The organism is Nitrospira sp. Nam74 (assembly GCF_965152615.1).
The window spans coordinates 4,083,320-4,106,260 of the sequence record NZ_OZ224220.1; the positions used below are offsets into that span (position 1 = coordinate 4,083,320).

The window sequence follows — 22,941 nt, forward strand, 5'->3', positions numbered from 1 at the left end:
CCGTCACGATCCGCTCGGCTTCACTCAAACTCTTCAAAAACGTTCGACTTTAGTGAGTGCGTCTGAGGGGCCGGTATTTCCACGCCTAGAAACCATCCTTATTCTAACCCGAACCGGCTGTGGCCAATGCGGGTGGCGGCGTATAGCGGGGATCCCGAGTACGCCGATTCCCAGCGCAAAGAGGGTAGCGGTGGACGGTTCCGGCACAACTTGGAAGTCGATGTTGAAGGTTCCGGATGGTGCAAACGGAGACCTTCCCATGTCCGAACCGAGATCGACCAGCCGGAATTGGGCCGAGTACGTTCCAGACGGGGCGGTGCCCTCGGTCCAGAACGTCGGCGTAAATGCAAGGCTGTGTCCGGCACCGAGCACATACACATCCCCCACACTGTTCAAGATGGGATGGCCCAGCTCATTGTTGATGCGCAGACCCGCGGTCAAAGATATCAATTGCAGGCCAACCTGCGCCCCGGCCAACGATCCATTCCATCGTCCCCCCGAGCTGTTATACAGATAGTGCTCTGGGGCGCCGGCTGGAAATCCGTTCAGCAATTCAACAGAATGAATCGTCAGATCACTGTATTCGAGACCAGGAATGGCATCGCTCACCAGCAGTCCCGCATACGCGCCGATACCTGCCACAAGCGGCAATGGCGGCTGGCCGGTAGACGTTTCGGGGATTCTATTGTTGGCATTCGTCCAGATGATACTCTGACTGCCGGCGGGCCCCGTGTAGCTATAGGACCCGATACCATGAAAGTGATTTGTCGTCGGATCCGGTTCTATGTGCCCCCGAAGGTAGGTAAGGTGATTGTAATTGGGATTCGCCAACCCCGCATAGGTTCCGCTCGCGATTGTAGTGAGCTCGTCCACGGCGACATAAAACTCAGATGTGACCGCGTACGCCCCGGTCGCCGTCAACATCGACACGAGAACAAAGAAGTACAGGCCAAATACTTTTGCTATGATTGTCATGACTGTCCTTTCCGTGCTGAATGGTCGATGAACGCCTTCATAAGCATCCGAAGAACTCTCGTCCCTTCTCATGACGAGGGCTTCAGCACAACGTCTACGCCACGATGAGCACGGCATCAGACGATCGCTCGATGATCGGACAATTCGATGACGCGTGTCTTCACCGACCCGCCTTCCACGCGCGAAATACTTCGGCCCCGAGGGCAGGAGCACCCGTTGATGCGTGATGAACTCATTGACGTAACTCTCCATGCCGATGGAGGTGTCGCCGTCATCCGCAAAACGCGCCGTGACAAAATGGGAAACGTACAGCCTTCCATCGGATGATGCCTCATACCGTTCGATCGTATTGATGCGCCGCTCTCTATCCGGCATCCCACGGGAGATTTGCGCGTAGGCGTCATCTTTGATCCGGTACCACGATGCCAAACGACCATCATGCAATGTCACCAGTGTCCCTCGCGGATGATTCGCCTGGTGAGTGCGGTTCTCGCCGAAGGTCAAGACGTAGCGGCCGTCTCCCTCCTCGAAGGAGGTCCATATGAGATGCATGGCTTGGCTCCATAGCCGCTCATGAACCGATTCTTGAAGCATCGGCTCGCCGTCAACGCGGACAACGGTATGCAATCGTGGATTCACCGTCGCGTGACCGTGAACCAGGCATCCCGCGTCATTGACGGTCACGGTCGCTTTGTATCCCAGATATCCTATCGGCCACTTGTACATTCGGCTGTGGGCCTTTGTTAGCAATGCTCGGGCAGCCGAATCGTCTTGCGGCAGATACACGGTCGGTCGGTCGGAGCCGATGGGTTTGTCTCCAATTCGTCTCGCCAGATCGGTTTTCATGGATGATCCTCCAGGTGATGCGGCGCACTCTACATCGTTGTGAACCGTCGCTAAATCGGCCTCCAGCACTTCCGCAATAGCTGTATGGATGCTGGGTCGTGAGAATTCGGTTCAAGAGGGTCGCCTTGCCGGCGTCGAGAAAACGGGTCAACACCATAACCGGGCACACGTCGAAGAGATTTTGTCTTCATCTGGATGGCTCCTTATGAATAATTCAGACGCACGATGGCAGATCCAGGAGGGAAGAGCGGGCGCTCCAGGCGGCCCGTGCCTCAGGCATAGGATGAACGGCACACGACGGGGAACCGGAGGCGCACTCCTCCCTCACGGGATGGGCCATCAACGACTGTGTGAGAGAACGAAACGTCTAGAAGGAGACAGGCGGACCGCGGACCGGATCGCTGTGATCCTGCCGAAAGTACGAGAACACTGCGGGGAGGAGAGAAAGTGGAGCGCTATATTGAGTCACAACCGGTATGACGGCAGACGATTGCAAGGTACTGCCGGCGGCATGGTCCAGCCACGTGCAAAAGTCACGGTCGGCATGCGGCGCATCTGACGCGGCCGCTAATTCATGCTGCAGCACCACCGGATTGAGAAGCAGAACGAGCAGAACATAGCCGGCGATGAGGATAAGTCGGCCGGCCACCCCCCTGGATCTCGGCGGGATGGAGGCTACCGGCATTTTGGACACCATCCAAAAAACTCCAGCGCATGGCCTTCGACCAGAAAGCTGGTCTCACGTTCCACAAGAGCCGTCAACTTCTTCAGCGGGCACAGCATGAGGTCCGCGATGCGCCCGCAGCCGCGGCAGCGAATATGATGATGATGCTCGCGTCCGTGCCGAACCTCATACCGGAATTGTCCTTCCTGAAATTCCACTTGGGACACCAGCCCCAGCTCTTTGAGCACCGTCAATGTGCGATAGACCGTGACGAGGTCCACCGCGATGGTAGCCTGTTTGAGGCGAGCATCAACTTCGGAAGCACTAAGCGGGTATTGCGACCTCTGCAGCACTTGCAGAATGGCTTTGCGGGGACGCGTGAGCCGCCGTCCCTGGCCTTTCAGTCCATTCATCAGGTCATTAAGCTTCGCCATCAACTCACCACTTATTGCAACTGATATGCAATTACCACAAATAAAAATCGCGTGTCAATCATAAATCTTTCGGCGTAAATCCAATGCGCACCGCAGCTTGGTTATATCATCAAACACGTGCTACCATGCGCACCATGCTGATCGACACACATACGCATCTGGACGACGTTCGGTACAACGACGACCGCGACGCCATGATCGCCCGGGCCCAGGATGCCGGCGTCTCGACGTTCATCACCATCGGGTGCGATCTTGCGACGAGTCGATCCGCGGTCGATTTAGCACGCCACCATCCCTTCATCTACGCTACAGTCGGTGTGCACCCGCATGAAGTCAAGCACATCGCCGATGAGTGGTACGACGAGCTTCGCCGCCTGGCACAACACGACAAAGTGGTGGCGTACGGAGAGATCGGGTTGGATTATCATTACAATCACTCACCGCCTAAGCTTCAACGCGAACGGTTCCGCGAACAGGTGTGCCTTGCGCGCGACCTGCGCCTTCCCGTTGTGATTCATACGCGTGAGGCGCAAGACGACACGATTGCGATTCTGAAAGAAGAGCGCGCGGCGGACATTGGCGGGGTATTCCACTGCTTCTCAGGAGATGAGTGGCTGGCAAAGGACGCGCTGGACCTTGGCTTCTTCTTATCGTTTTCCGGCGTGATTACGTTTCAGAACGCGACCATGCTGCGAGACATCGTGAAGACCGTGCCGCTCGATCGGATGCTCATCGAAACGGATTGTCCCTATCTGACGCCGGTGCCACACCGGGGCAAACGGAATGAACCCGCCCATGTCCGGTACGTGGCCGACAAAATCGCAGAACTCCAGTCCCTCTCGGTGGAGGAAGTCGGACACATCACGACTCGGAATGCTCAGCGGTTATTTAAAATCCCCTGAGCTGTTGATTTCGCCGCCGGAGTTTCTTCGGTAACTTCCGCGCATTCCCTTTCTTTGCCGGGTCTCGCTTCGATGGACCATCCTCTTCCGCATCCTTCCCGCGATAGGCCGTTCGTTGCGTCGAGATCGCCCGTTCTCGCAGCCGCGATTCGAACTCCGATGCGCTGAGGACAAAAGCCTCGTGTGCCTTGGCGACACCTTGAATTTCATGGTCTGAAGAAACTACAGCACAGGATCGACCATACTCGGCTGCCAATCGCCCGATCACCTGATCCGCCTGCTCTCCTCGCTTTGAATAGATCACTTCGACGCCGCTACGATGTTCGCGGTGCTCGGAGCGAAGGCCCTGCTTCCAGCCGTCGAAGACCACCGTGATCGCATGGCCCTTTCGTTGCCGATACATCATGAGCTCTTGCACAAAATGCTCACGCGCCATCTCAGAATTCGGCCCGACCTGGCCTCGTTTCCCGAGGACGTTATAGCCGTCGATAATCAAATGCGTCGACATAGAGGGAGCCTAGTCACCGTCCGTTGGCCTGTCAAGTCGGCACGGCCGCTTCACGCTTGACAACCGGCAGAACATCTGAGAAAACCACTAATTGTATGCGGGTTTCGTTCGTCATGGCGCTACAGTCACTCCTGCTCATCGTCGCGCTACACGCCGGCATGGCCGGGCCCGTCCTCCCGACGCCACCACACGTTTCGTACGACGGACATCAGAATGTATCGGTCCACAAATCTCCCGCACTCAAGACGAAGCGGAAGTCATCAAAAACACCGTCGACTCCGGCCGTCATCCAAGACGTGCGCGTGACGCCATATCCGGATCATACGCGCGTCGTTTTGGATCTTCAGCGAGCCATCGCCTTTACGCAACACCGGCAAAAGGCCTCCAATCGGATCGTCATCGAACTTCAGAACGCGCTCCTAAGCAAAACGGCGAAGGCGAAGTTGACGCAGGGGGAGCTACCACAGGACATTGCGATTACGCAATCGAATCGTACCGCGCCTCAGTCAATCATGATTTCCTTGAACCTGGACACGATCAGCGATTATAAACTGCTGCCTCTCAATCGACCTTATCGTCTCGTCGTCGATGTCTACAACAAAATTCCCGTGGAAGAGATGCAACCGACGACAGCCGCTGAACCGCCACCTTCCATCATCGCACGGCCGCCTGAGGCAGCGAGGCGTCCCCTGCAGCGAGAGATCAAGACCATTGTCATTGATGCGGGTCATGGTGGGAAAGATCCTGGCGCCATCGGACGCGGCGGGACCGCCGAGAAAGACGTCACCTTGAAGGTGAGTCTCCTGCTTCGTGACCTCCTGACCAAACAGCTCGGTACACAGGTCGTTATGACGCGCGACCGCGATGTGTTCGTAGAATTGGAGGATCGGGCCAAGTTTGCCAACAAACAGAATGCCGATTTGTTCGTCTCCATTCACGTGAACGCCCACCCGCAACGCGGGACAAAGGGGTTGGAAGTCTACCATTTCGGAGAAGCCAGCGATCCCCGCGCCTTGGCGGTTGCCGCGCGTGAAAACGGCACACCGATCGAAAGTACAGGCGTCGGGGTGCAGTATTTTCTGGCCGATCTCTTGAGCACGAAAAGGATGCAGGAATCACTCGAGCTCGCATGGTCCACAAACGAAGCATTGGTCACTCATCTGAACTCTCATTATGAAGTGATCAATCATGGCGTCAAGACGGGTCCGTTCTACGTGCTCAGATTCACCGCGATGCCCAGCATTCTGGCCGAGATTGCCTTCATCTCGAACCCGACCGAGGAACGGCTGATGAAAGCCACTCCATTCCTCACCCGCATTGCCGAAGGCATCTTTGAAGGCATTAAGGCGTTCATCCATCCACTGCAAACCGCGAAACACGGAATTCAGGGATAGTATGGTATGGAGTAAGGCAAGAACTTATTCTTTTCGGCCCTAACCTTGCTTAGACAGATTCTATCCACTTACCCCCACGCCTCACATGACGCACCCTAGATCACTTTATCCCCTTACCCCATCTCAATGGCTACTTATAAGCTGACACTCGAGTATGACGGGACCGCGTATGCCGGATGGCAACGCCAACCTGAGCAACCCACGGTTCAGGCGGCTCTTGAAACCGCCCTTCACCGCATCACTCAAACCGATATTCCCGTCGTGGGCGCCGGTCGTACCGATTCGGGGGTACATGCCCTTGGTCAGGTGGCTAGCTTTCATTCTGATCGCCCCATGACGACGGACGAATGGACTCGCGCGCTGAATGCCCTCCTTCCGCCGGATATCAGTGCACTGTCCACTGAACAAGTTCCCGATGGCTTCAACGCCAGACGCCGGGCACAGAGCAAACTGTATGAATATCGCATCTTGAACCGTCGCGCACGCTCGGGCTTGGAGCGACAACGAGCATGGCACCTTTGGGGCCCCTTACATGTCGAGCACATGAGGGAAGGAGGAGCACTCCTGACCGGCCGACACGATTTCAGCTCCTTTGAAGGTCCTCAAGCGGACACAGAGAAGAAAGTGTGCGATCTACGCTGCTTAGAACTGATTCGACACGGGGACATCATCTGCGTTCGACTCGAAGCCGATCGATTCCTGAAACAGATGGTTCGGGCCATCGTGGGGACACTGGTTGAAGTCGGCCAGGGAAAACGTTCTCCGAAAACGATGAAGGAAATTTTAGAAGCCAAAGACCGCCGGGCTGCCGGCTATACTGCGCCGCCGCACGGATTATACCTCGTGCGGGTGGACTATTAGGGATTGAGCATTCACACGTTCGAAGGACTAGACCCTCTTCAGCCTATCATGCCATGGCGTTAGTTAACTGTCCTGCCGATTCTCGAGTTTTTTGCGCAGTTCAATAATTTCCTGCTCTAAAGCCAAGAAGCGATCCGCGATGGGATCGGGCAAGTTAATGTGATCCATGGTCGCTTCGGGAAGGCGGTTGCCTTCCACTTTAATTACGCGGGCCGGCACACCTGTCACGGTCGAATTGGCGGGCACGGATTTCAGAACGACCGAATTCGCCCCCACCTTGACGTTGTCTCCGATTCGGATACCGCCGAGGATTTTTGCGCCGGCTCCCACGACGACGTGGCTCCCTAACGTAGGATGTCGCTTACCTCGCTCCTTGCCGGTGCCTCCCAGCGTCACGCCCTGAAAGAGCGTCACGTAATCGCCGATTTCAGCCGTTTCACCAATCACGACGCCCATACCATGATCAATGAAAAAACCTTTTCCGATGATCGCCGCAGGATGGATTTCGATGCCGGTCAAGATTCGAGCCACCTGAGAAATCGCGCGTGGCAGAAACGGTACGCGATGGGTAGAAAGCCAATGCGACACGCGGTAGGCCAGAAGGGCGTGAAAGCCGGCATAGGTGAGAATGACTTCCAGTGTGCTGGTGGCTGCCGGATCACGATCGAATACCGCGCGTAAGTCTTGTCGAATAGTCGTCAACATAGCGTTTCTAAAGTCATCATGTCATGCGTCTAAGTCGTCGATAAAATACTACACGGTTCGGTTGCCATACAAATAGGAGATAAAACCTGAAAGGGAGTGGAAAGCTCCTCGGCCTTAACTCTCCAAGCAATAAATTCATCTGGGGTAACGTAGGGGAGCTCTCTTGCAACGACTAGGTGACTTCGGAATTCCCAACCTTTCGCCATATAGAGAAATCGATCAAATTCTTTGTCCGATGATCGCTTGAACCCTTCCGCGATATTAGCCATCACTGAGATAGAGGCTCTTCTCATGTGATCTCGAAGAGCAAAATCTCTTGCAAAGTCGCCCTTTCCGCTTGCGCAATACATTTCAGCAACCAAGTCTTTCCCCATTTTGCAAGCCCGGATCTCTTCAAACCGTTCTCGGTCATCGCTTCCCTGACCTGACGATTTTCTGACTCGATGAACTTTCAGACCGTTTCAATGAGACAAATAGCCTGTGCCGCAATGGCTTCCTCTCGTCCCACGGCATCCAAACCCTCGCCACTCTTGACCTTGACATTGACCTGAGTTCCCTCGACTTTGAGGACTTCTGCAATCCGTGCGCGCATGGCGTCCAGATGGGGACTTAACCGTGGCGCTTGGGCGATAATGACCGTATCGAGGTTGACCAAGCGAAATCCATTTTTGGCCAGCATCCTTGATACATCCTCGAGAAGCGTGAAACTTGAAACATCTTTGTATCGTGGATCGGAGCTCGGATAATGGCGTCCAAGATCCCCTTCCCCCATGGCCCCAAGCATGGCATCACACACGGCATGTACCAATACATCCGCATCTGAGTGGCCGACCAATCCTTGTGTATGCGGTATGTTCAAGCCGCCCAGTATCAACTTGCGGCCCTTCCCAAGCGGGTGAATGTCGTAGCCGAATCCAATTCTCATGCGTCCTCATTCTTCCTATTCATGTGGGGCGATCAGGTGGCGACCCTTGTAAGGTTTCCAAACTAATGCAACCATGTCGGCCACGGGCCGCCACGATCGCCTCGCCAATCCCGAGATCTTCGGGCCGGGTGATCTTGATATTTTCGCCGCTCCCTTCGACAATCGCCACGCGATGTCCAAGCCATTCCATCAATTGAGCGTCATCCGTCGCATGGTATTTCTCCAGCTGAGCCTTGCGGTGTGCCATCTGCAGCAGTGAACGCTGGAAGGCCTGCGGTGTTTGCGCTAACCACAACTGGCTGCGATCGACTGTGGATTCGATGAAACCATCGGCTCCCACTCGCTTGATGGTATCCCGCATCGGTATGGCGACGATGGCGGCCCCATGCTGAGCCGCCGCATCCACGACGCGAGCAACCATGTCCGTCGTCAGGAAGGGGCGAACCGCATCATGAATGAGGACGACGTCGGCGTTATCATCCAGCTCCGCAAGCCCGTGGCGCACTGAGTCCTGTCGCTGCTCACCCCCCGGCACAACTTTGGTGATCTTATGAATCTTGTAGCGGGCAACGATTTCGTTGAGGCAGTATTCTCGATCGGCCGCCGGCACGGTCAGGATGATTTCCTTGACAGCGGGCGCATTCTCCAATACACGAAGTGAGTGCACAAGAATCGGCAGGCCATCTAGGGTCAGAAATTGCTTGGGAATGGTCCCCCTCATGCGAAGACCCCGCCCGGCGGCAGGAACCACCGCAACGGTTCGAGGAGGCAGCCTGACTGCACCGTCCTGACCACTAGCCACGCGCGCTTTGGAACTCCTCCTTCTCGGTTTCCTCTTTCAGTCGCGTGAAAATCATTCGTCCGGCCGTGGTTTGCAGAACACTCGTGACCATCACATCGACGTTGCGTCCGATGCACCGTTTGGCATTATCGACGACTATCATCGTCCCGTCATCCAAATAGGCCACACCTTGTCCCGCTTCCTTTCCTTCCTTCAGCACAAAGACGCGGATCGTTTCACCAGGCAGGACGACGGGTCTGAGCGCATTGCACAATTCGTTGATATTGAGGACGCGTACACCTTGCAGCTCTGCCACCTTATTCAGGTTCAGATCGTTGGTAATGACCTTCGCGCCGATTTTCTTGGCCAGGACGACAATCTTGGAATCTACATCTTTCACATGCGGAAAGTCATCGTCGATGATTCGCACGTCGACGTCGACCATCTTTTGAATTTTGTTCAAAATGTCGAGCCCACGCCGGCCGCGGGCACGTTTCAGGGAATCCGAAGAGTCGGCAATGTGCTGCAGCTCGTGCAAGATGAACTGAGGCACTAAAAACGTCCCTTCCAAAAATCCCGTTTCCACAAGGTCTGACACGCGCCCGTCAATGATCACACTGGTGTCGAGAATCTTTCGACTGAGTGTCTCGACGCCATGCTCGGGACGTTTGACCGGACTGGCAATCTTCTCCTGTCCAAATTTTGCCCCGAGTACAAGACCTAAATAAGGAAGACCCAATAAAAACACGAGCCCGGTGATATGAAAAAGGACGGTTTCGACATCAAACACGACACTTCCAACCCATTCAACCAACCCGGTAAGTAAGAGTCCGACCGCCAGCCCGAGCGTTCCGCCGACAACGACGCCATAGGATAATCGCTGAAGCGCATATTCACCGAGCAATATAAATCCGCCGGTTGCGGCGCCGATTGCGAAGCCCTGAAGTAAGAACGCACCGTTGGGCTCTTCTCCTCGCAGGAATAGGGCCATTCCCGCAAGGGCACTGAGGAGGACGAAACTTATTCGTCGTACCATCGTTGCACCCCCTTTCGATGTGACTGACCCCATCAAGACTGTGCTCCTCGGAATAATTCGTCGTTATGATTTCAGCGTAATATACAGCGTGCGGCCCTGTCGTTTGATGAGTAGCAGTATCGGCTGATCTTTAGCGACGTGCGACGCCGCACTTTCAAAGGATCGAAGGTTCGCGACCGGCCGCCGGTTAAGCTCGAGAACGAGGTCCCCCTCCTTCAAGCCCGCCTCATCTGCCGCACTGCCCGGGCGAACCTGGACGATGACCACTCCCTTTTCCGCATTGGACAGTCCGAGTCGACGTGCAACTTCGGTGGTCATGTCCCGAACTTCTATGTCGGATAACATGCCCGCTGGGCTCGCGGACTCTTCTGACTCTTCGCCGCCGGCCTTGGCAATGGATTTGGGCTGCTCGTCGATCGCAATGTCGACGGTTTTCATTCTCTTGTCCCGAATATACTTGACAGTAACCTTCTTCCCGACTCCGGTCCGAGCGACCGCATTGCGGAGCTGGCTGGGGCTCTCGACGGGCTTCCCGTCATATTCCAGGATGACGTCACCACGATCGAGACCGGCCCGTTTAGCTGGGCTGCCGTCCAGAACCTCGCTGACCAGGACGCCCCTCGTCTCGGTCACGCCGAACTGCTGGGCCAGCTCAGGCGACAGGTCTTGAATCGACACCCCCAGCCATCCCCGCACAACCTTTCCGCTCTTGATCAATTGTTCAAGGACAGACCGTGCCATGCCGCTCGGCACGGCAAACCCGATGCCCATGTTGCCGCCGCTTTGACTGAAGATAGCCGTGTTGATGCCGATAAGCTCTCCTCTGGCATTGACCAGAGCCCCGCCTGAATTGCCGGGATTGATGGCTGCATCGGTTTGAATAAAATCTTCGTACTCGGCAATTCCCATGCTGGCTCGTCCGATCGCACTGACGATGCCCATGGTGACGGTCTGGTTGAGTCCGAACGGGTTGCCGACCGCCAAGACAAATTCCCCGACTTCCAGTGTATCGGAATCGCCCCATGGAATTGTGTGAAGGCCATCGGCCTCCACTCGCAGGAGCGCGAGATCCGTCTTGGAATCCGTCCCAACCAGCTTCGCCTTAAATTCACGTTTATCCGCCAGCATGACCTTGATTTCGTCCGCCTTACTCACCACGTGGTTGTTCGTGACAATCAGCCCGCTCGCATCGACAATCACGCCAGATCCCAGGCTGCGTTCCTTGCGCTCTCTCGGCGCTTCGAACCGACGAAAGAACTCGTCGCCGAAAAACCGACGAAAGAATGGATCGTCAAATGGGGTGCCATGCTGTCCACCGCCCTCTCGCCCCTGCCGAGTCGTTGAAATGTTCACCACGCCGGGTGTCACCGCTTTCGATACCCGCACGAAGTTCTGCTCGGAAGCCGGGACATTGGCGGGCGGGATAGCCACCGGTGTCGGAGGCGGCACACTAGTCGGTACGGTACTCGGCTCCGGCACCGCATGACCGAACGGCAACCATCCTAAATCGGATGCCACCGCCAAACCGATGACGCCTCCGGCTCCTAACAAAAGCAGGCTGACCCAAAACGATCGAGAAGGACGGTCTTCTGATGACTTGGGCGATTGGTATCCGTTCAAGTGTCGCTCCTGATCGCTGAAGTCACAACGTCCGCTCCTTGCTCTTCGTGTTGCTCTTACTTGATCTCGCCCGCATAAATGCCCATTACTGTTTGTAAAAATTTAATGGCCTCACCCTTGGGGCGTTGGAAGGAATTACGGCCAATGATTGAGCCGAAGCCCCCGCCGTCACGGATGGCGCGAGCTTCTTCGAACACATTCTCGTCCTCGCTCTTCGCCCCTCCGGAGAAAATCACAATACGCCGGCCATTAAAGGCGCTTTGAATGACATGGCGAACACGATCCGCCAGGGTTTTAATCGGCACCTTTTCGCTTTCATAGACTTTCTTGGCCGCCGCCTGCTCGAGATGGTCCGTCGGTAATTTGACCTTAATGACATGGGCGCCGAGCTGCGCGGCGATCTGCGCGGCATACGCCACGACGTCGATGGCCGTTTCGCCTTCCTTGCTCAGGCCTGAGCCGCGCGGATACGACCAGACGACGACGGCCAGTCCGCACGCTTTCGCTTCCTCCGCAATGTCACGAAGCTGCTCGTACATGGCAGTGCTATGAGCAGATCCCGGATAAATCGTAAACCCTACAGCGACACAGCCGAGCCGAAGCGCATCCTGTACGCTGCCGGTCACCGCCGACAGAGGATCTTTCTCATCATGCAAGACATCATGGTTGTTCAGCTTAAGGATCAGCGGAATCGCACCGGCATACTGGTCGGCCCCTGCCTCTAAAAACCCGAGGGGCGCGGCATAGGCGTTACAACCCGCTTCCATCGCAAGTTCAAAATGATAGAGCGGATTATATCCGGCCGGATTCGGTGCAAAACTTCTGGCCGGCCCGTGTTCGAAGCCTTGGTCGACAGGAAGAATCACCAATCGGCCGGTGCCGGCGAGCTTGCCATGCGTGAGCAACCGTGCCAGATTTGCCTTTGTGCCGGGATGGTCGCTTCCGTACCAGCTTAAAATCTCGCGGACGCGATGTGTCATAATTCAACCTCCGATAGAGACGTGATCATTACACGTGATGCATCTCATCACGCACGCAACCATAGTCTACGGCCCTTATGGCAGTATTATCGCTTGCCTTGAACGAATTCCTCAGCGCAGTTGACATCCTCGTGGCAACCGATGATTAATGGCACGCGCTGATGCACTGCCGTGGGGATAATATCGCCAATTCGCTCGGTGCCCGTGCTGGCGAGACCTCCGGCTTGTTCGATAATAAACCCAAGCGGCGCAGCTTCATACATCAATCGGAGCTTACCCTCAGGCTTGCTGATTTCACCGGGATACAGATACACGCCGCCGGTGCTCAGAAACCGATGGACATCTGCCACCAGACAACCGGAGTAGCGAGAGGCATAGGTCCGGCCCGTCACCGCGTCTTTTTCCCGAAGATAGTCGACAAATCGTTGCACGCCGCGGGGCCACTTCGCATAATTCCCCTCGTTCGCGCTGTAAACCTTTCCCCTTGCCGGCATTTTGAGTCGGGTCCCGGACAGGACAAACTCGCCGATCCCTCGATCCAATGTAAGCTGATACACGCCTGCCCCACAGGTGTACACTAAAACGGTACTCGGCCCATAGAGCACATAGCCGGCTGCAACCTGGTCCCTTCCGCGCTTGAGCAACCCGGTCTCTAGATCCGTTCGAAGGTGGTTCTGCACGGAGTGAATCGAAAAAATCGACCCCACGGTCATATTGGCATCAAGGTTCGATGAGCCGTCGAGAGGATCGACAAAGATGACGTGTTCCCCGGAACGACCGCCGGCATATCCGCCGATTTCGAATGGCTTTTCCATCTCTTCGGACACGATGGCCCTGACCACGTCGCCCTGACCTTCAAACGCCTGAACGAAAATATCGTTGGCCCGATTATCGAGTTTTTGAACGACTTCCCCCTGCACATTGGTTTCACCCGTGAGACCGAGCCCGCCATGCAGTGCCGCTTCACTCAGTTCTCGACCGATGACCTTCCCGGCTAGCGCAATTTGACCCATAATGGTTGAAAGACCGTGGGTCAGCGCGGGGTGAATGCTGCGCTGCTGGAGAAGATGGGTCGCTAAGGTCGTGGATGCTATCGACATACGGGTCCTTATATAGATATAGGAATTTTACGATTATATCGGTTTTTGAAAAGAAGGCGCAATCAGACGTTGAGAAAGAGGCACATGAGACCACGGACCTCTAGCAAGGCACTAGCGGATCAGTCGAGCGACGACCGAGCCGATGATGATTTTCGCCTTCATCACAAGAGGAATACGTTGCGCGTCATTCGTCAACCACACGCGGATATTGCCTTCGTTCAGAAAGAGCCCTTGGAAGGGCATGATGACTAACAGCCGAATGGCTTCCACCTCCCCATGTAATCCATGGACTTTTTCAACCGCTTCCGCGCGCACTTCCACCCGATAATTCTTCTTATCATGATGCAAGTTCAGGACGACGGACGAGCCCGGCTGAATGGATGGAAGACTGCGGATGTAATAGAGGCACGAGATCAGGTCATGGGTGCCCGGTGGGATCGTCAACGTCTCGCTAACCCCATCTTTGATCGATAGCACTGTGCCTTCTGCGTGGTGAAAGGTCACGTCGAAGTCGTTTTTTTTCTTGCCCTCCCGTCGATTGAACACCAAATGATACGGCGCTAGGCTTTCGGCATCGACAATGGATTCGACTCGATTATCGACCGGATAGATTTTCGTGACGGCGGAACTCGACTTTGCCGTCGTGACGAGTTTTAGAGCGGCATGATTCGCTATGGGCGCGGTCTCCTGGATTTCCATGACGGCTGTTCCGGCCCGCATCCCGAGGTACGTGAGCGCGTATGTCAGCCGTTCCCCACCGGCGAAGCGACGCGCCGAAGTATGATCTTCTCTGGCATTCGAGTCAGGATGGGCGAGGTCAACCGGACAGAGGAAGAGTGCGATCAGAAGAGGGACGAGCCAGGAACGCGAGCGCCTTCGGGCGCCGTGGTGTAACGATCGCGGTCCCGTGGCTACCTTTCCAGCGAACGCTTAGCCGTTTCCAGCTCGGATTCAATTAGTGTTTGGATGATACCCAGACGCTCCGGTGTCGAGGCTTCAAACCTCAGCACCAAGGCAGGTTGTGTATTCGAGGCACGGATGAGGCCCCACCCGTCATCAAAGCTCACACGGATTCCGTCGATCGTCACGACATCCCGAATCGTGAGTCCCGACCCCGGCAAGGGCCGCTTGGTCGTGGCCTGCTCCACTAACCGGGCCTGGACACGTCTGACGAGCTCGAACTTGTGTGCGTCCGGACAATCGACGCGAATCTCAGGCGTCACGGCGGTATCGGGAAGGTCGGCAATTAACGACGACAGCGGCTTGCCGGCCTTCGAGAGAATCTCAATGAGCCGACAGGACGCATAGATGGCATCATCATAGCCGAAGTAGCGGTCCGCGAAAAACATGTGCCCGGACATCTCCCCTGCCAGGACGGCGCCTTCCTCTTTCATTTTGGCTTTAATCAAGGAGTGTCCGGTCTTCCACATAATAGGACGACCGCCATGTTGTCGAATATCATCATAGAGGCTTTGCGATGCCTTGACCTCCGAGAGAATCGCGCTGCCCGGTCGGCTCGCTAAAATATCGCGCGAAAAAATGACCATGAGGCGATCGCCCCACAAAATGTTACCCCGCTCATCCACCGCTCCGATGCGGTCGGCATCGCCATCATAGCCGATCCCCAGGTCCGCACCCGTCTCTTTCACGGTGCCGATTAGATCTTTCAAATTGTCCACAACCGTCGGATCAGGATGATGGTGAGGAAAGTTTCCATCCACCTCGCAGTATAATCCGCTGACGCGGCAACCCAATTGCACCATCGCTTGCTCAGCGACAAGACCTGCTGCCCCATTGCCACAATCGATAACGACGTGCAGCGAATCACCTTTCACCGCTGCAAAGCTTCGTTTGAGATACGCGAGATATTCCGGCAGCATCGATTCCTCGGTCAGTCGGCCTGCGCCCGATGCAAACTTGCCAACCTCCATGACCTTTTTTAACTGCTGGATAGCGTCGCCATGCATGGCCTCTTTCCCGAGGCAGAGCTTAAAGCCATTGTACTCGGCAGCGTTATGACTCCCCGTGATCATCACGCCACCATCGGCTTTCAGATGGAAGAGGGAGAAGTAGAGGACCGGCGTGGGGACGATCCCGATATCGATCACATGCAAGCCACCGGCGGTGAGGCCACGAATCAGCCGATCACGCAATCCAGGAGAACTATGCCGGCCATCACGTCCAACCGTCACCGTCTTGGCGCCCTGATCCCGTGCGATTGTAGCGAAGGCTCGGCCAATCTGTTCGGCCACGGGTTCCGTGAGCTCCTGACCCACTATGCCTCGAATATCATACTCGCGAAATAACGCCATACCCGTTTACTCGTCCCTCATTACATCACTGTTTAGTTCGGCCGTAGTCATCGTGAAATCTGACAATGTCGTCTTCCCCAAGATAGGGACCGTTTTGCACTTCAATAATATGAAGGGTCTCGGGGCCTAAGTTTTCCAATCGATGCCGTGTTTCCGTTGGTATCGCGGTGCTGTGCCCCACGGTGACATCGTAGACCTTTTTACCGCATGTCACCCGTGCCGTTCCCGCGATCACCACCCAATGCTCACTCCGTTGATGATGCAATTGCAGCGAGAGCCGACCTCCCGGATTGACGGTCACGCGTTTGACTTTATACCCGGGGCCTTCTTCCAAGACCGTATAGGATCCCCATGGACGAAACACCGTTCGATGTTCAAGATGTTCCGGGGCGCCTTGCTTCTTCAGGATGTCCACCACCTTTTTGACATCCTGCGCCCGTGACTTTGGACACACCAAGGTGGCGTCCGCCGTGTCGACGACAATCATATCGGAGAGACCGATTGTGGCAACGACTCGCTGGTCGGCGTAGAGCACCGAATTGCGGCTTTCCACATCCACGACTTTCCCACTCACCACATTGTTGTTTCGATCGAGGGAAGCCACCTCTTCCAAACTGCTCCAATTGCCGACGTCGGACCAGGTAAAAGTCACGGGAATGACGGCCGCTCGCGACGAGCGCTCCATGACGCCGTGGTCAATGGAGATCGACGGCAGCTTCTGATAGGCGCGGGTGAACTCCTCGGAGACGTTATTCGGTTTTGCCATGGGCGCCAAGGCCTGCACGGCGCGCGTGAGCGCGGGTTGGCAGCATGCCAACTCCTCCAGAATCACCGAGGCACGCCACACGAACATTCCGCTATTCCAATAGTAATTCCCGGAGCGGAGATAACGCCTGGCCGTGATCGCATCGGGTTTTTCCACGAACCGGGCGACGGGATGACCAACGAGCGTGCGCGCTTCATGAAGCCGGACCCTTCGATTCGGCTGAATATATCCGTAGCCGGTTTCCGGCCGGCTCGGTTTCACGCCAAAGGTCACCAGATGGCCGTCTGCCGCCAGTCGAGTGGCCAGGGAGACCGACGCCTGAAACCGCCTCTCTTCCTTGATGACATGGTCGGCCGGAAGCACTAACATCACGCCGTCTGGATCGCGTTGCATCACGCGATATGCCGCGAGAGCAATCGCGGGAGCCGTATTGCGACCTTCGGGCTCCAAGAGAAAATTACACTGAAGTGCATCCTTCCATTCCGCGAGTTGGAAGCGGATGGATTCGGCCTGCAAGGAATTGGTGGAAATAAGGGTATGGTCAGGCATCACGCAGCCCAACACACGGCGCATCGTTTGCTGAATCAAGGTCTCGCCACCCATGATGCGCAAGAGTTGCTTGGGATAGAGATGACGGCTCAACGGCCAAAATCGCGTCCCGCTTCCGCCTGCGAGAATGACGGCATACAAATGAGGATTGGGTGGCATCACCCTTCTCCCCGCTTGGCAGCTCGAACTTTCTCCACCGGTGGCCGCTGCGCGGCCAAGATCATATCGATCACTTCCCGCACGGCACCTTCTCCCCCCTTGAGGCGGCAGATATAGCGAACCGCCTTTTTCACCGGCGGCATTCCATCAGCCGGCGTAGCTGAGAAGCCGACAGCCTGGAGCGTTTCCAAATCATTGACATCGTCGCCCATATAGGCCACTTCGTTCAGTCCAATCTGATACCGGGCCGCAATATCCCGCAACCTCGACAGCTTGTCGAAGACTCGTTGGTGGACCTCGGGAATAGTCAGTCTCTCCCCGCGTCGGGCTACCAATTTAGTTTCTTCCTGGGTGATGAACGCGGTGATCAAACCTGCCCGCTGTAATAATTTAAGACCCATGCCGTCACGAGTGTTGAATTTCTTCAACTCATCGCCGGACTCGGTATAGTACATCCCCCCATCAGTCAGCACGCCGTCCACATCGGTGGCGAACAAGCGGATACGTTTTAACAATACGCGTAGGGATTCGGAAGGGTTTTTTGAGGAACGCGTCACTCGTAGAGGCGCCATAGCCGACAACGATATTAGCAGAGGAGAATGGTGAAGGACAACTTGATGAGATGACTTAGCGCATTTGGGAGAAGAATCGCAGGTCGGCCTCAACCATTTCTCGAACTAGTTCGGAAAAGGACGCCCGGTGACTCCATTGAAGACTGTGCTTCGCTAAAGCGGAATTTCCCAGTAATGTTTCCACATCAGCAGGGCGAAGGAGCAGAGGATCGACGACGACATAATCCTCATAGTTCAGGGATAGATGTGAAAAAGCGACTTGAGCAAACTCTCGAACAGAATGTTGTTCACCTGTGGCAATCACATAATCGTCCGGCTTGTCTTGTTGAAGCATCAACCACATAGCACGAACATAGTCTCGCGCATGTCCCCAGTCGCGCTTTGCATCCAAGTTGCCCAGACGGAGCTCCTTGGCCAGCCCTAACTTAATGCGGGCGGCATGTGACGTAATCTTCCGCGTGACAAACTCAAAGCCTCGGCGTGGAGATTCATGGTTGTATAAAATTCCCGAAGAGGCCTGAATGCTATACGCTTCACGATAATTGCGCGTGAGGTGGAAGCCGGCGACTTTTGAAATGCCATAAGCTGATCGTGGATGAAATGGCGTTCTCTCAGTCTGCGGCACCTCTGCGACCTTCCCGAACATTTCACTGGATGCGGCGAAATAAAAACGGCACGTGGGCGCACAATCCCGCAAGGCGGATAGGACATGATGCGTCCCATTGATGTTGGCGTTCAGCGTCGAAAATTCATCTTCAAAGGAATAGGTCACAAAACTTTGCGCCGCCAGATGGTAGCATTCATCAGGCTTCACGGTTTGAAACACGCGGTAAATGCTCGGCAGACTTTCTAAAGACGCCGCGTGAAGGTGTAACCGGTCTTTTATATGCAGAATCCTCCAAAGTCGATGCTCGGGATCTTCGATAGCAACACGGCGAATAATGCCATGGACTTCATACCCCTTTTCCAACAGCAGCTCAGCGAGATAGGACCCATCTTGTCCGGTGATTCCTGTTATGAGTGCACGTGTCATACTGGTGGTTGCCTTTTTTCAACGGTTTTCATAAACCGGCCTAGAGAACTTTTCCAATGGGGTAACATCATGCCGGCCTGGGACAAGGCCTCATTCGCCAAGACTGAATAACTCGGCCTTCGCGCCGGCCGATTCGCCTCTTGAGTGGTAATCGGATACACAGGGATAGAGGCCCCCATTAAGGCGACTATCTCGGCAGCAAATTCTTGCCAGGTGCATTCCCCTCGTCCAGTTGCATGTATAATCCCCGTGAACTGACGAGACACCATCTGCGATAGGACAGCTGCTAAATCCGAGGCGAGCGTCGGACAGCCATGCTGATCCGCGACCACTCGAAGTGCTGGTTCGCTGAAAGCCAGACGCATAATGGTTTTGACGAAGTTGGCGCCGTGCATGCTATATAACCATGCCGTCCGTACAACAAGCGTATTCGCACAGGCCGCCAATGCGCGCTCTTCTCCCTCTCGCTTCGAGCGTCCGTAAATATTGAGCGGATTGGTGCGATCGCCTTCTTCATATGGACGACCCTTCATCCCATCAAACACATAGTCGGTCGAAATATAAATCAATCGCGCGCCGACTTTATCGGCCGCCCTGGCAACCCGTTCTGTTCCATCCGCATTGACCGCCATGGCAATATCGGGCTCCTGCTCAGCTTTGTCGACATTAGTGTAGGCCGCTGTATGGATGATGACATCGGGAGCCGCAGCGACAATCTGTCCTTCAACGTCGGGCTTCAGGAGATCAAATGCCGGCCACACGAATGGAATGATGGTCTGGTTCCTGAGCGCTTGCTGCAATTCTAAGCCAAGCTGGCCATCTGCTCCGGTGATGACGATGCGCATTATTAAGAAGGGGTAGCGGGTAAAGTGGTACAGTGAGAAAGCAAAGTAAGTAATCGGGGCCGGGCCCATCGATATCGTATCAGATTCTCCACTCTAGTCCATTCCTCTCTGTCACTTTACCCCTTCCTGAGTCGCTCCCCGTATGCTTGCGCGTAATAGGTTCGGAACTCTCCACTCTTGATCGTCCGCCACCAGGCCGCATGCTCAACGTACCAGTCGATCGTCGCTCGCAATCCTTCTTCAAATGACATGGCTGGCGTCCAGCCAAGCATTTTCAGCCTGGCGCAATCAATTGCATACCGACGATCGTGACCGGGACGATCTTGAACGTAGCGAATCAAGGACAGGGGCTTATTGAGATGTTTGAGAATCATTTCGGCAACCGTAACGTTTTCTCGTTCGTTTCCCCCGCCGACGTTGTAGATCATTCCTGGTTCTCCATGCGTCAAGACGAATTCAATCCCGCTGCAGTGATCGAAGACCGAGAGCCAGTCGCGACGGTACCGCCCATCCCCGTATAACGGTAAAGGCTGATCTTCCAGCGCATTCGTCACAAAAAGGGGAATGAATTTTTCCGGATATTGATTGGGCCCATAGGTATTGCTGCCCCTCGTGATGAGCACAGGAAACCGATAGGTGGTCCAATAGCTGCGGGCCAGCAGATCGGCTCCCGCTTTACTCGCGGAATAAGGGCTGCGTGGATCCAAGGCATCGTCTTCGTTTGAGCAACCCTGCTCCACACTCCCATAGACTTCATCCGTGCTGACTTGCACAAACCGGCCGATGTTGGCTTTCCGGGCTTCTTCCAGCAGCGTCGCAGTCCCAACCACATCAGTCTTAGCAAAGGCGCTCGGATCAAGAATCGAACGATCGACATGGGTTTCGGCCGCACAATTGATGACGGCCTCCGGACGGTGCTCTTCAAAAATCTTCGCGACGGCCGGCTGATCGCAAATGTCGCCTTTCACGAAGGTATACTGGCTATTCGCTTCTACCTCGCGGAGGTTCTCTAAATTGCCGGAGTATCGGAGCGCATCCAGATTGATGACATGATGTCCATTCCTCAGTAGTTGACGTACCAAGTGAGAACCAATAAAGCCAGCACCGCCAGTGACCAGAATACGCATTATGGCTCCAACTTATTCGCGCCTGTTTCAGCCACAAGCTGATTGGCAAAAAAGAGAGATTCGATGGTGCCGGCATCGGTCCACCACCCCTCCAACACATCCCACGTTAACTGACCGGCTCGGATGTAAGCATTGTTCACGTCCGTGATTTCCAACTCGCCTCTGCCTGAGGGCTTCAGGGTTTTGATGATGTCGAAGACCGCCGAATCATAAAAATAAATACCGGTGACGGCGTAGGGCGAGCGGGGGTTATGGGGTTTTTCTTCGATGTTCACGACCTGTTTGCCCTCAAGAACGGGAACACCGAATCGCTGCGGATCCTTCACTTCTTTGAGGAGAATCTTCGCCCCACTTTTCTGTTCATGAAATGCCTCGGCAGCCTTCACGATGTTACGTTCAATGAGATTATCACCCAGCACCACACACACCGGCTCGCCATCCGCGAAGAACTCAGCCAACCGTAGGGCATCGGCAATGCCCCCCTCCCCCTCTTGATACGTATAGTCGAGGTGACGCAGCCCAAACTCTTTGCCGTTTCCGAGCAATTTAAGAAAATCTCCGGCGCTGTTTCCACCGGTCACAAGGAGAATTTCCCGGATACCGGCATTGACCAGCGTTTGAATCGGGTAATAGATCATCGGCTTGTTGTACACGGGCAGCAAATGTTTATTCGTCACGCGGGTCAAAGGAGATAATCGCGTCCCAAGTCCACCCGCCAACACAACTCCTTTCATGATCCCCTCATAGACTGATGCATACCGTGCTCAACATCGTTCGAAAAGATGGCGCGGAAGTATTGGATCGTTTTCTTCAACCCTTCATCCAACGTGACCGCCGGTTCCCAGCCAAGCAGTGTTTTGGCGCGACGAATGTCCGGACGCCTAACTTTAGGATCATCGACCGGCAATGGGTTGTGCTGAATTTGTGCCGGCGATCCCGTCAACTTCAGCACGAGTCGGGCAATATCCATCACCGTCAATTCGCAAGGGTTTCCAATATTCACCGGATCATGGATCGTCTCGGGAAGGACCTCTCCTTGAGTCGACAAAAAGCCTGTTCGGTCCGTGCGCTGTGCTACAGTCCTATCTGAATTAATCATCAGCAGCGCGATGATGCCGCGCACGAGGTCATCGACATAACAAAAACTTCGCGTCTGCTGTCCGTCACCGAAAACGGTCAAGGTCTTGTCTTGCAGCGCCTGAACGATAAAATTGGAGACCACCCGTCCGTCGTTTGGGCGCATGCGGGGGCCGAACGTATTAAAGATACGAACAATGCGGGTATCCACACCATGATAGCGGTGGTAGGCCATGGTCATCGCTTCCGCAAATCGCTTCGCCTCGTCATACACACCACGCGGGCTGAGCGGATTCACATTGCCCCAATAGCTTTCCGGTTGAGGATTCACCAACGGATCGCCATACACCTCGGATGTGCTGGCCAGTAAAAATCGCGCCCCTTTTGCTTTGGCCAGGCCAAGGGCTTTGTGGGTCCCGAGCGCACCGACCTTCAGGGTCGCTATGGGAAATTCCAAGTAGTCCCGTGGACTGGCAGGTGACGCGAAGTGCATCACCGCATCCAATGGCCCATCAACATGGAGGTAATCGCAGACGTTGTATTTCAAAAAACTGAAGCGTTCGTTGCCGAGGAGATGTGAGATATTTTCTGGTCGGCCGGTAATGAAGTTATCGAGACAAATAATGGCGTGCCCTTGTCGGACCAACTGTTCGCACAGATGGCTGCCTAAAAATCCTGCGCCGCCCGTAATTAAGATGCGCATCCGATATCACTGAAGGATTGTAGAATGGCAAACATACTCGAACATGGCGAATTAGGCAAGAATGTCC

At 55.1% G+C, this 22,941-nt stretch carries 24 protein-coding genes; 3 read left to right on the forward strand and 21 right to left on the reverse strand.

Features of this window, described 5'->3' with window-relative positions; translation table 11 throughout:
- Window positions 1-33: 33 nt before the first annotated feature.
- The 3 genes from ACWHYZ_RS19315 to ACWHYZ_RS19325 all read right to left on the reverse strand — a co-directional run bounded on the left by ACWHYZ_RS19315 (window position 34) and on the right by ACWHYZ_RS19325 (window position 2,919).
- Window positions 34-1,821, reverse strand: coding sequence for an all3515 family Zur-repressed PEP-CTERM protein (locus ACWHYZ_RS19315; RefSeq protein ID WP_447984293.1), 1,788 nt, complete (start codon window positions 1,819-1,821; stop codon window positions 34-36).
- 367 nt (window positions 1,822-2,188) lie between these two features.
- The gene (locus ACWHYZ_RS19320) at window positions 2,189-2,518 is read right to left on the reverse strand and encodes a hypothetical protein (RefSeq protein ID WP_447984294.1); all 330 of its coding nucleotides are present in this window, start codon (window positions 2,516-2,518) and stop codon (window positions 2,189-2,191) included.
- Complete coding sequence (locus tag ACWHYZ_RS19325; RefSeq protein WP_447984295.1) at window positions 2,497-2,919, reverse strand: Fur family transcriptional regulator; 423 nt, start codon at window positions 2,917-2,919, stop codon at window positions 2,497-2,499. The genes ACWHYZ_RS19320 and ACWHYZ_RS19325 overlap by 22 nt, the downstream gene beginning before the upstream one ends.
- A 125-nt stretch (window positions 2,920-3,044) precedes the next feature.
- Here ACWHYZ_RS19325 and ACWHYZ_RS19330 point away from each other — a divergent pair, with 125 nt between their 5' ends.
- On the forward strand, window positions 3,045-3,821 hold the full coding sequence (locus ACWHYZ_RS19330; protein WP_447984296.1) for a TatD family hydrolase: 777 nt from the start codon (window positions 3,045-3,047) through the stop codon (window positions 3,819-3,821).
- Here the strand turns inward: ACWHYZ_RS19330 and ACWHYZ_RS19335 are convergent.
- Window positions 3,808-4,329: an NYN domain-containing protein gene (locus ACWHYZ_RS19335; RefSeq protein ID WP_447984297.1), complete on the reverse strand. Its 522-nt coding sequence runs from the start codon at window positions 4,327-4,329 to the stop codon at window positions 3,808-3,810. The genes ACWHYZ_RS19330 and ACWHYZ_RS19335 overlap by 14 nt on opposite strands.
- Window positions 4,330-4,442: 113 nt before the next feature.
- Here ACWHYZ_RS19335 and ACWHYZ_RS19340 point away from each other — a divergent pair, with 113 nt between their 5' ends.
- Entirely contained in the window at window positions 4,443-5,723 is a 1,281-nt protein-coding gene (locus ACWHYZ_RS19340; protein ID WP_447984298.1) for an N-acetylmuramoyl-L-alanine amidase, read from the forward strand.
- A 126-nt stretch (window positions 5,724-5,849) separates the two neighbouring features.
- Window positions 5,850-6,584 (forward strand): tRNA pseudouridine(38-40) synthase TruA, encoded by a 735-nt coding sequence (gene truA / locus ACWHYZ_RS19345; RefSeq protein ID WP_447984299.1) that lies wholly within the window; start codon window positions 5,850-5,852, stop codon window positions 6,582-6,584.
- A 63-nt stretch (window positions 6,585-6,647) separates the two neighbouring features.
- Here truA and cysE read toward each other — a convergent pair whose 3' ends face one another.
- From cysE to ACWHYZ_RS19430, 17 genes are all read right to left on the reverse strand, one after another.
- A complete protein-coding gene (cysE, locus tag ACWHYZ_RS19350; RefSeq protein WP_447984300.1) occupies window positions 6,648-7,289 on the reverse strand; it encodes a serine O-acetyltransferase in 642 nt (213 codons plus the stop codon).
- A gap of 29 nt (window positions 7,290-7,318) precedes the next feature.
- On the reverse strand, window positions 7,319-7,744 hold the full coding sequence (locus tag ACWHYZ_RS19355; RefSeq protein ID WP_447987617.1) for a four helix bundle protein: 426 nt from the start codon (window positions 7,742-7,744) through the stop codon (window positions 7,319-7,321).
- A complete protein-coding gene (gene ispF, locus ACWHYZ_RS19360) occupies window positions 7,741-8,214 on the reverse strand; it encodes a 2-C-methyl-D-erythritol 2,4-cyclodiphosphate synthase (RefSeq protein WP_447984301.1) in 474 nt (157 codons plus the stop codon). The genes ACWHYZ_RS19355 and ispF overlap by 4 nt, the downstream gene beginning before the upstream one ends.
- Before the next feature lie 19 nt (window positions 8,215-8,233).
- Complete coding sequence (ispD, locus tag ACWHYZ_RS19365) at window positions 8,234-9,016, reverse strand: 2-C-methyl-D-erythritol 4-phosphate cytidylyltransferase (RefSeq protein ID WP_447984302.1); 783 nt, start codon at window positions 9,014-9,016, stop codon at window positions 8,234-8,236.
- Complete coding sequence (locus ACWHYZ_RS19370) at window positions 9,009-10,031, reverse strand: PIN domain-containing protein (RefSeq protein WP_447984303.1); 1,023 nt, start codon at window positions 10,029-10,031, stop codon at window positions 9,009-9,011. Before ACWHYZ_RS19370 ends, ispD begins: the two co-directional genes overlap by 8 nt.
- Before the next feature lie 63 nt (window positions 10,032-10,094).
- Window positions 10,095-11,651, reverse strand: a complete 1,557-nt coding sequence (locus ACWHYZ_RS19375; RefSeq protein WP_447984304.1) for a DegQ family serine endoprotease — start codon at window positions 11,649-11,651, stop codon at window positions 10,095-10,097.
- A 56-nt stretch (window positions 11,652-11,707) separates the two neighbouring features.
- A complete protein-coding gene (locus ACWHYZ_RS19380; RefSeq protein ID WP_447984305.1) occupies window positions 11,708-12,631 on the reverse strand; it encodes a class I fructose-bisphosphate aldolase in 924 nt (307 codons plus the stop codon).
- An 86-nt stretch (window positions 12,632-12,717) separates the two neighbouring features.
- Entirely contained in the window at window positions 12,718-13,731 is a 1,014-nt protein-coding gene (fbp, locus tag ACWHYZ_RS19385; RefSeq protein WP_447984306.1) for a class 1 fructose-bisphosphatase, read from the reverse strand.
- A gap of 111 nt (window positions 13,732-13,842) precedes the next feature.
- Window positions 13,843-14,577 (reverse strand): DUF3108 domain-containing protein, encoded by a 735-nt coding sequence (locus ACWHYZ_RS19390; protein ID WP_447987618.1) that lies wholly within the window; start codon window positions 14,575-14,577, stop codon window positions 13,843-13,845.
- Window positions 14,578-14,642: 65 nt separating this feature from the next.
- Entirely contained in the window at window positions 14,643-16,043 is a 1,401-nt protein-coding gene (locus ACWHYZ_RS19395; protein WP_447984307.1) for a phosphomannomutase/phosphoglucomutase, read from the reverse strand.
- 25 nt (window positions 16,044-16,068) lie between these two features.
- Complete coding sequence (locus ACWHYZ_RS19400) at window positions 16,069-17,517, reverse strand: mannose-1-phosphate guanylyltransferase/mannose-6-phosphate isomerase (protein WP_447984308.1); 1,449 nt, start codon at window positions 17,515-17,517, stop codon at window positions 16,069-16,071.
- Window positions 17,517-18,089 (reverse strand): KdsC family phosphatase, encoded by a 573-nt coding sequence (locus tag ACWHYZ_RS19405; protein ID WP_447984309.1) that lies wholly within the window; start codon window positions 18,087-18,089, stop codon window positions 17,517-17,519. Before ACWHYZ_RS19405 ends, ACWHYZ_RS19400 begins: the two co-directional genes overlap by 1 nt.
- A 55-nt stretch (window positions 18,090-18,144) precedes the next feature.
- Complete coding sequence (locus ACWHYZ_RS19410; protein ID WP_447984310.1) at window positions 18,145-19,122, reverse strand: GDP-mannose 4,6-dehydratase; 978 nt, start codon at window positions 19,120-19,122, stop codon at window positions 18,145-18,147.
- On the reverse strand, window positions 19,119-20,036 hold the full coding sequence (gene rfbD / locus ACWHYZ_RS19415; RefSeq protein ID WP_447984311.1) for a dTDP-4-dehydrorhamnose reductase: 918 nt from the start codon (window positions 20,034-20,036) through the stop codon (window positions 19,119-19,121). Before rfbD ends, ACWHYZ_RS19410 begins: the two co-directional genes overlap by 4 nt.
- A gap of 47 nt (window positions 20,037-20,083) precedes the next feature.
- Window positions 20,084-21,094, reverse strand: a complete 1,011-nt coding sequence (gene rfbB / locus ACWHYZ_RS19420) for a dTDP-glucose 4,6-dehydratase (RefSeq protein WP_447984312.1) — start codon at window positions 21,092-21,094, stop codon at window positions 20,084-20,086.
- A complete protein-coding gene (locus ACWHYZ_RS19425) occupies window positions 21,094-21,828 on the reverse strand; it encodes a sugar phosphate nucleotidyltransferase (protein WP_447984313.1) in 735 nt (244 codons plus the stop codon). The genes rfbB and ACWHYZ_RS19425 overlap by 1 nt, the downstream gene beginning before the upstream one ends.
- A complete protein-coding gene (locus ACWHYZ_RS19430) occupies window positions 21,825-22,874 on the reverse strand; it encodes a UDP-glucuronic acid decarboxylase family protein (RefSeq protein WP_447984314.1) in 1,050 nt (349 codons plus the stop codon). Before ACWHYZ_RS19430 ends, ACWHYZ_RS19425 begins: the two co-directional genes overlap by 4 nt.
- Window positions 22,875-22,941 lie beyond the last annotated feature (67 nt).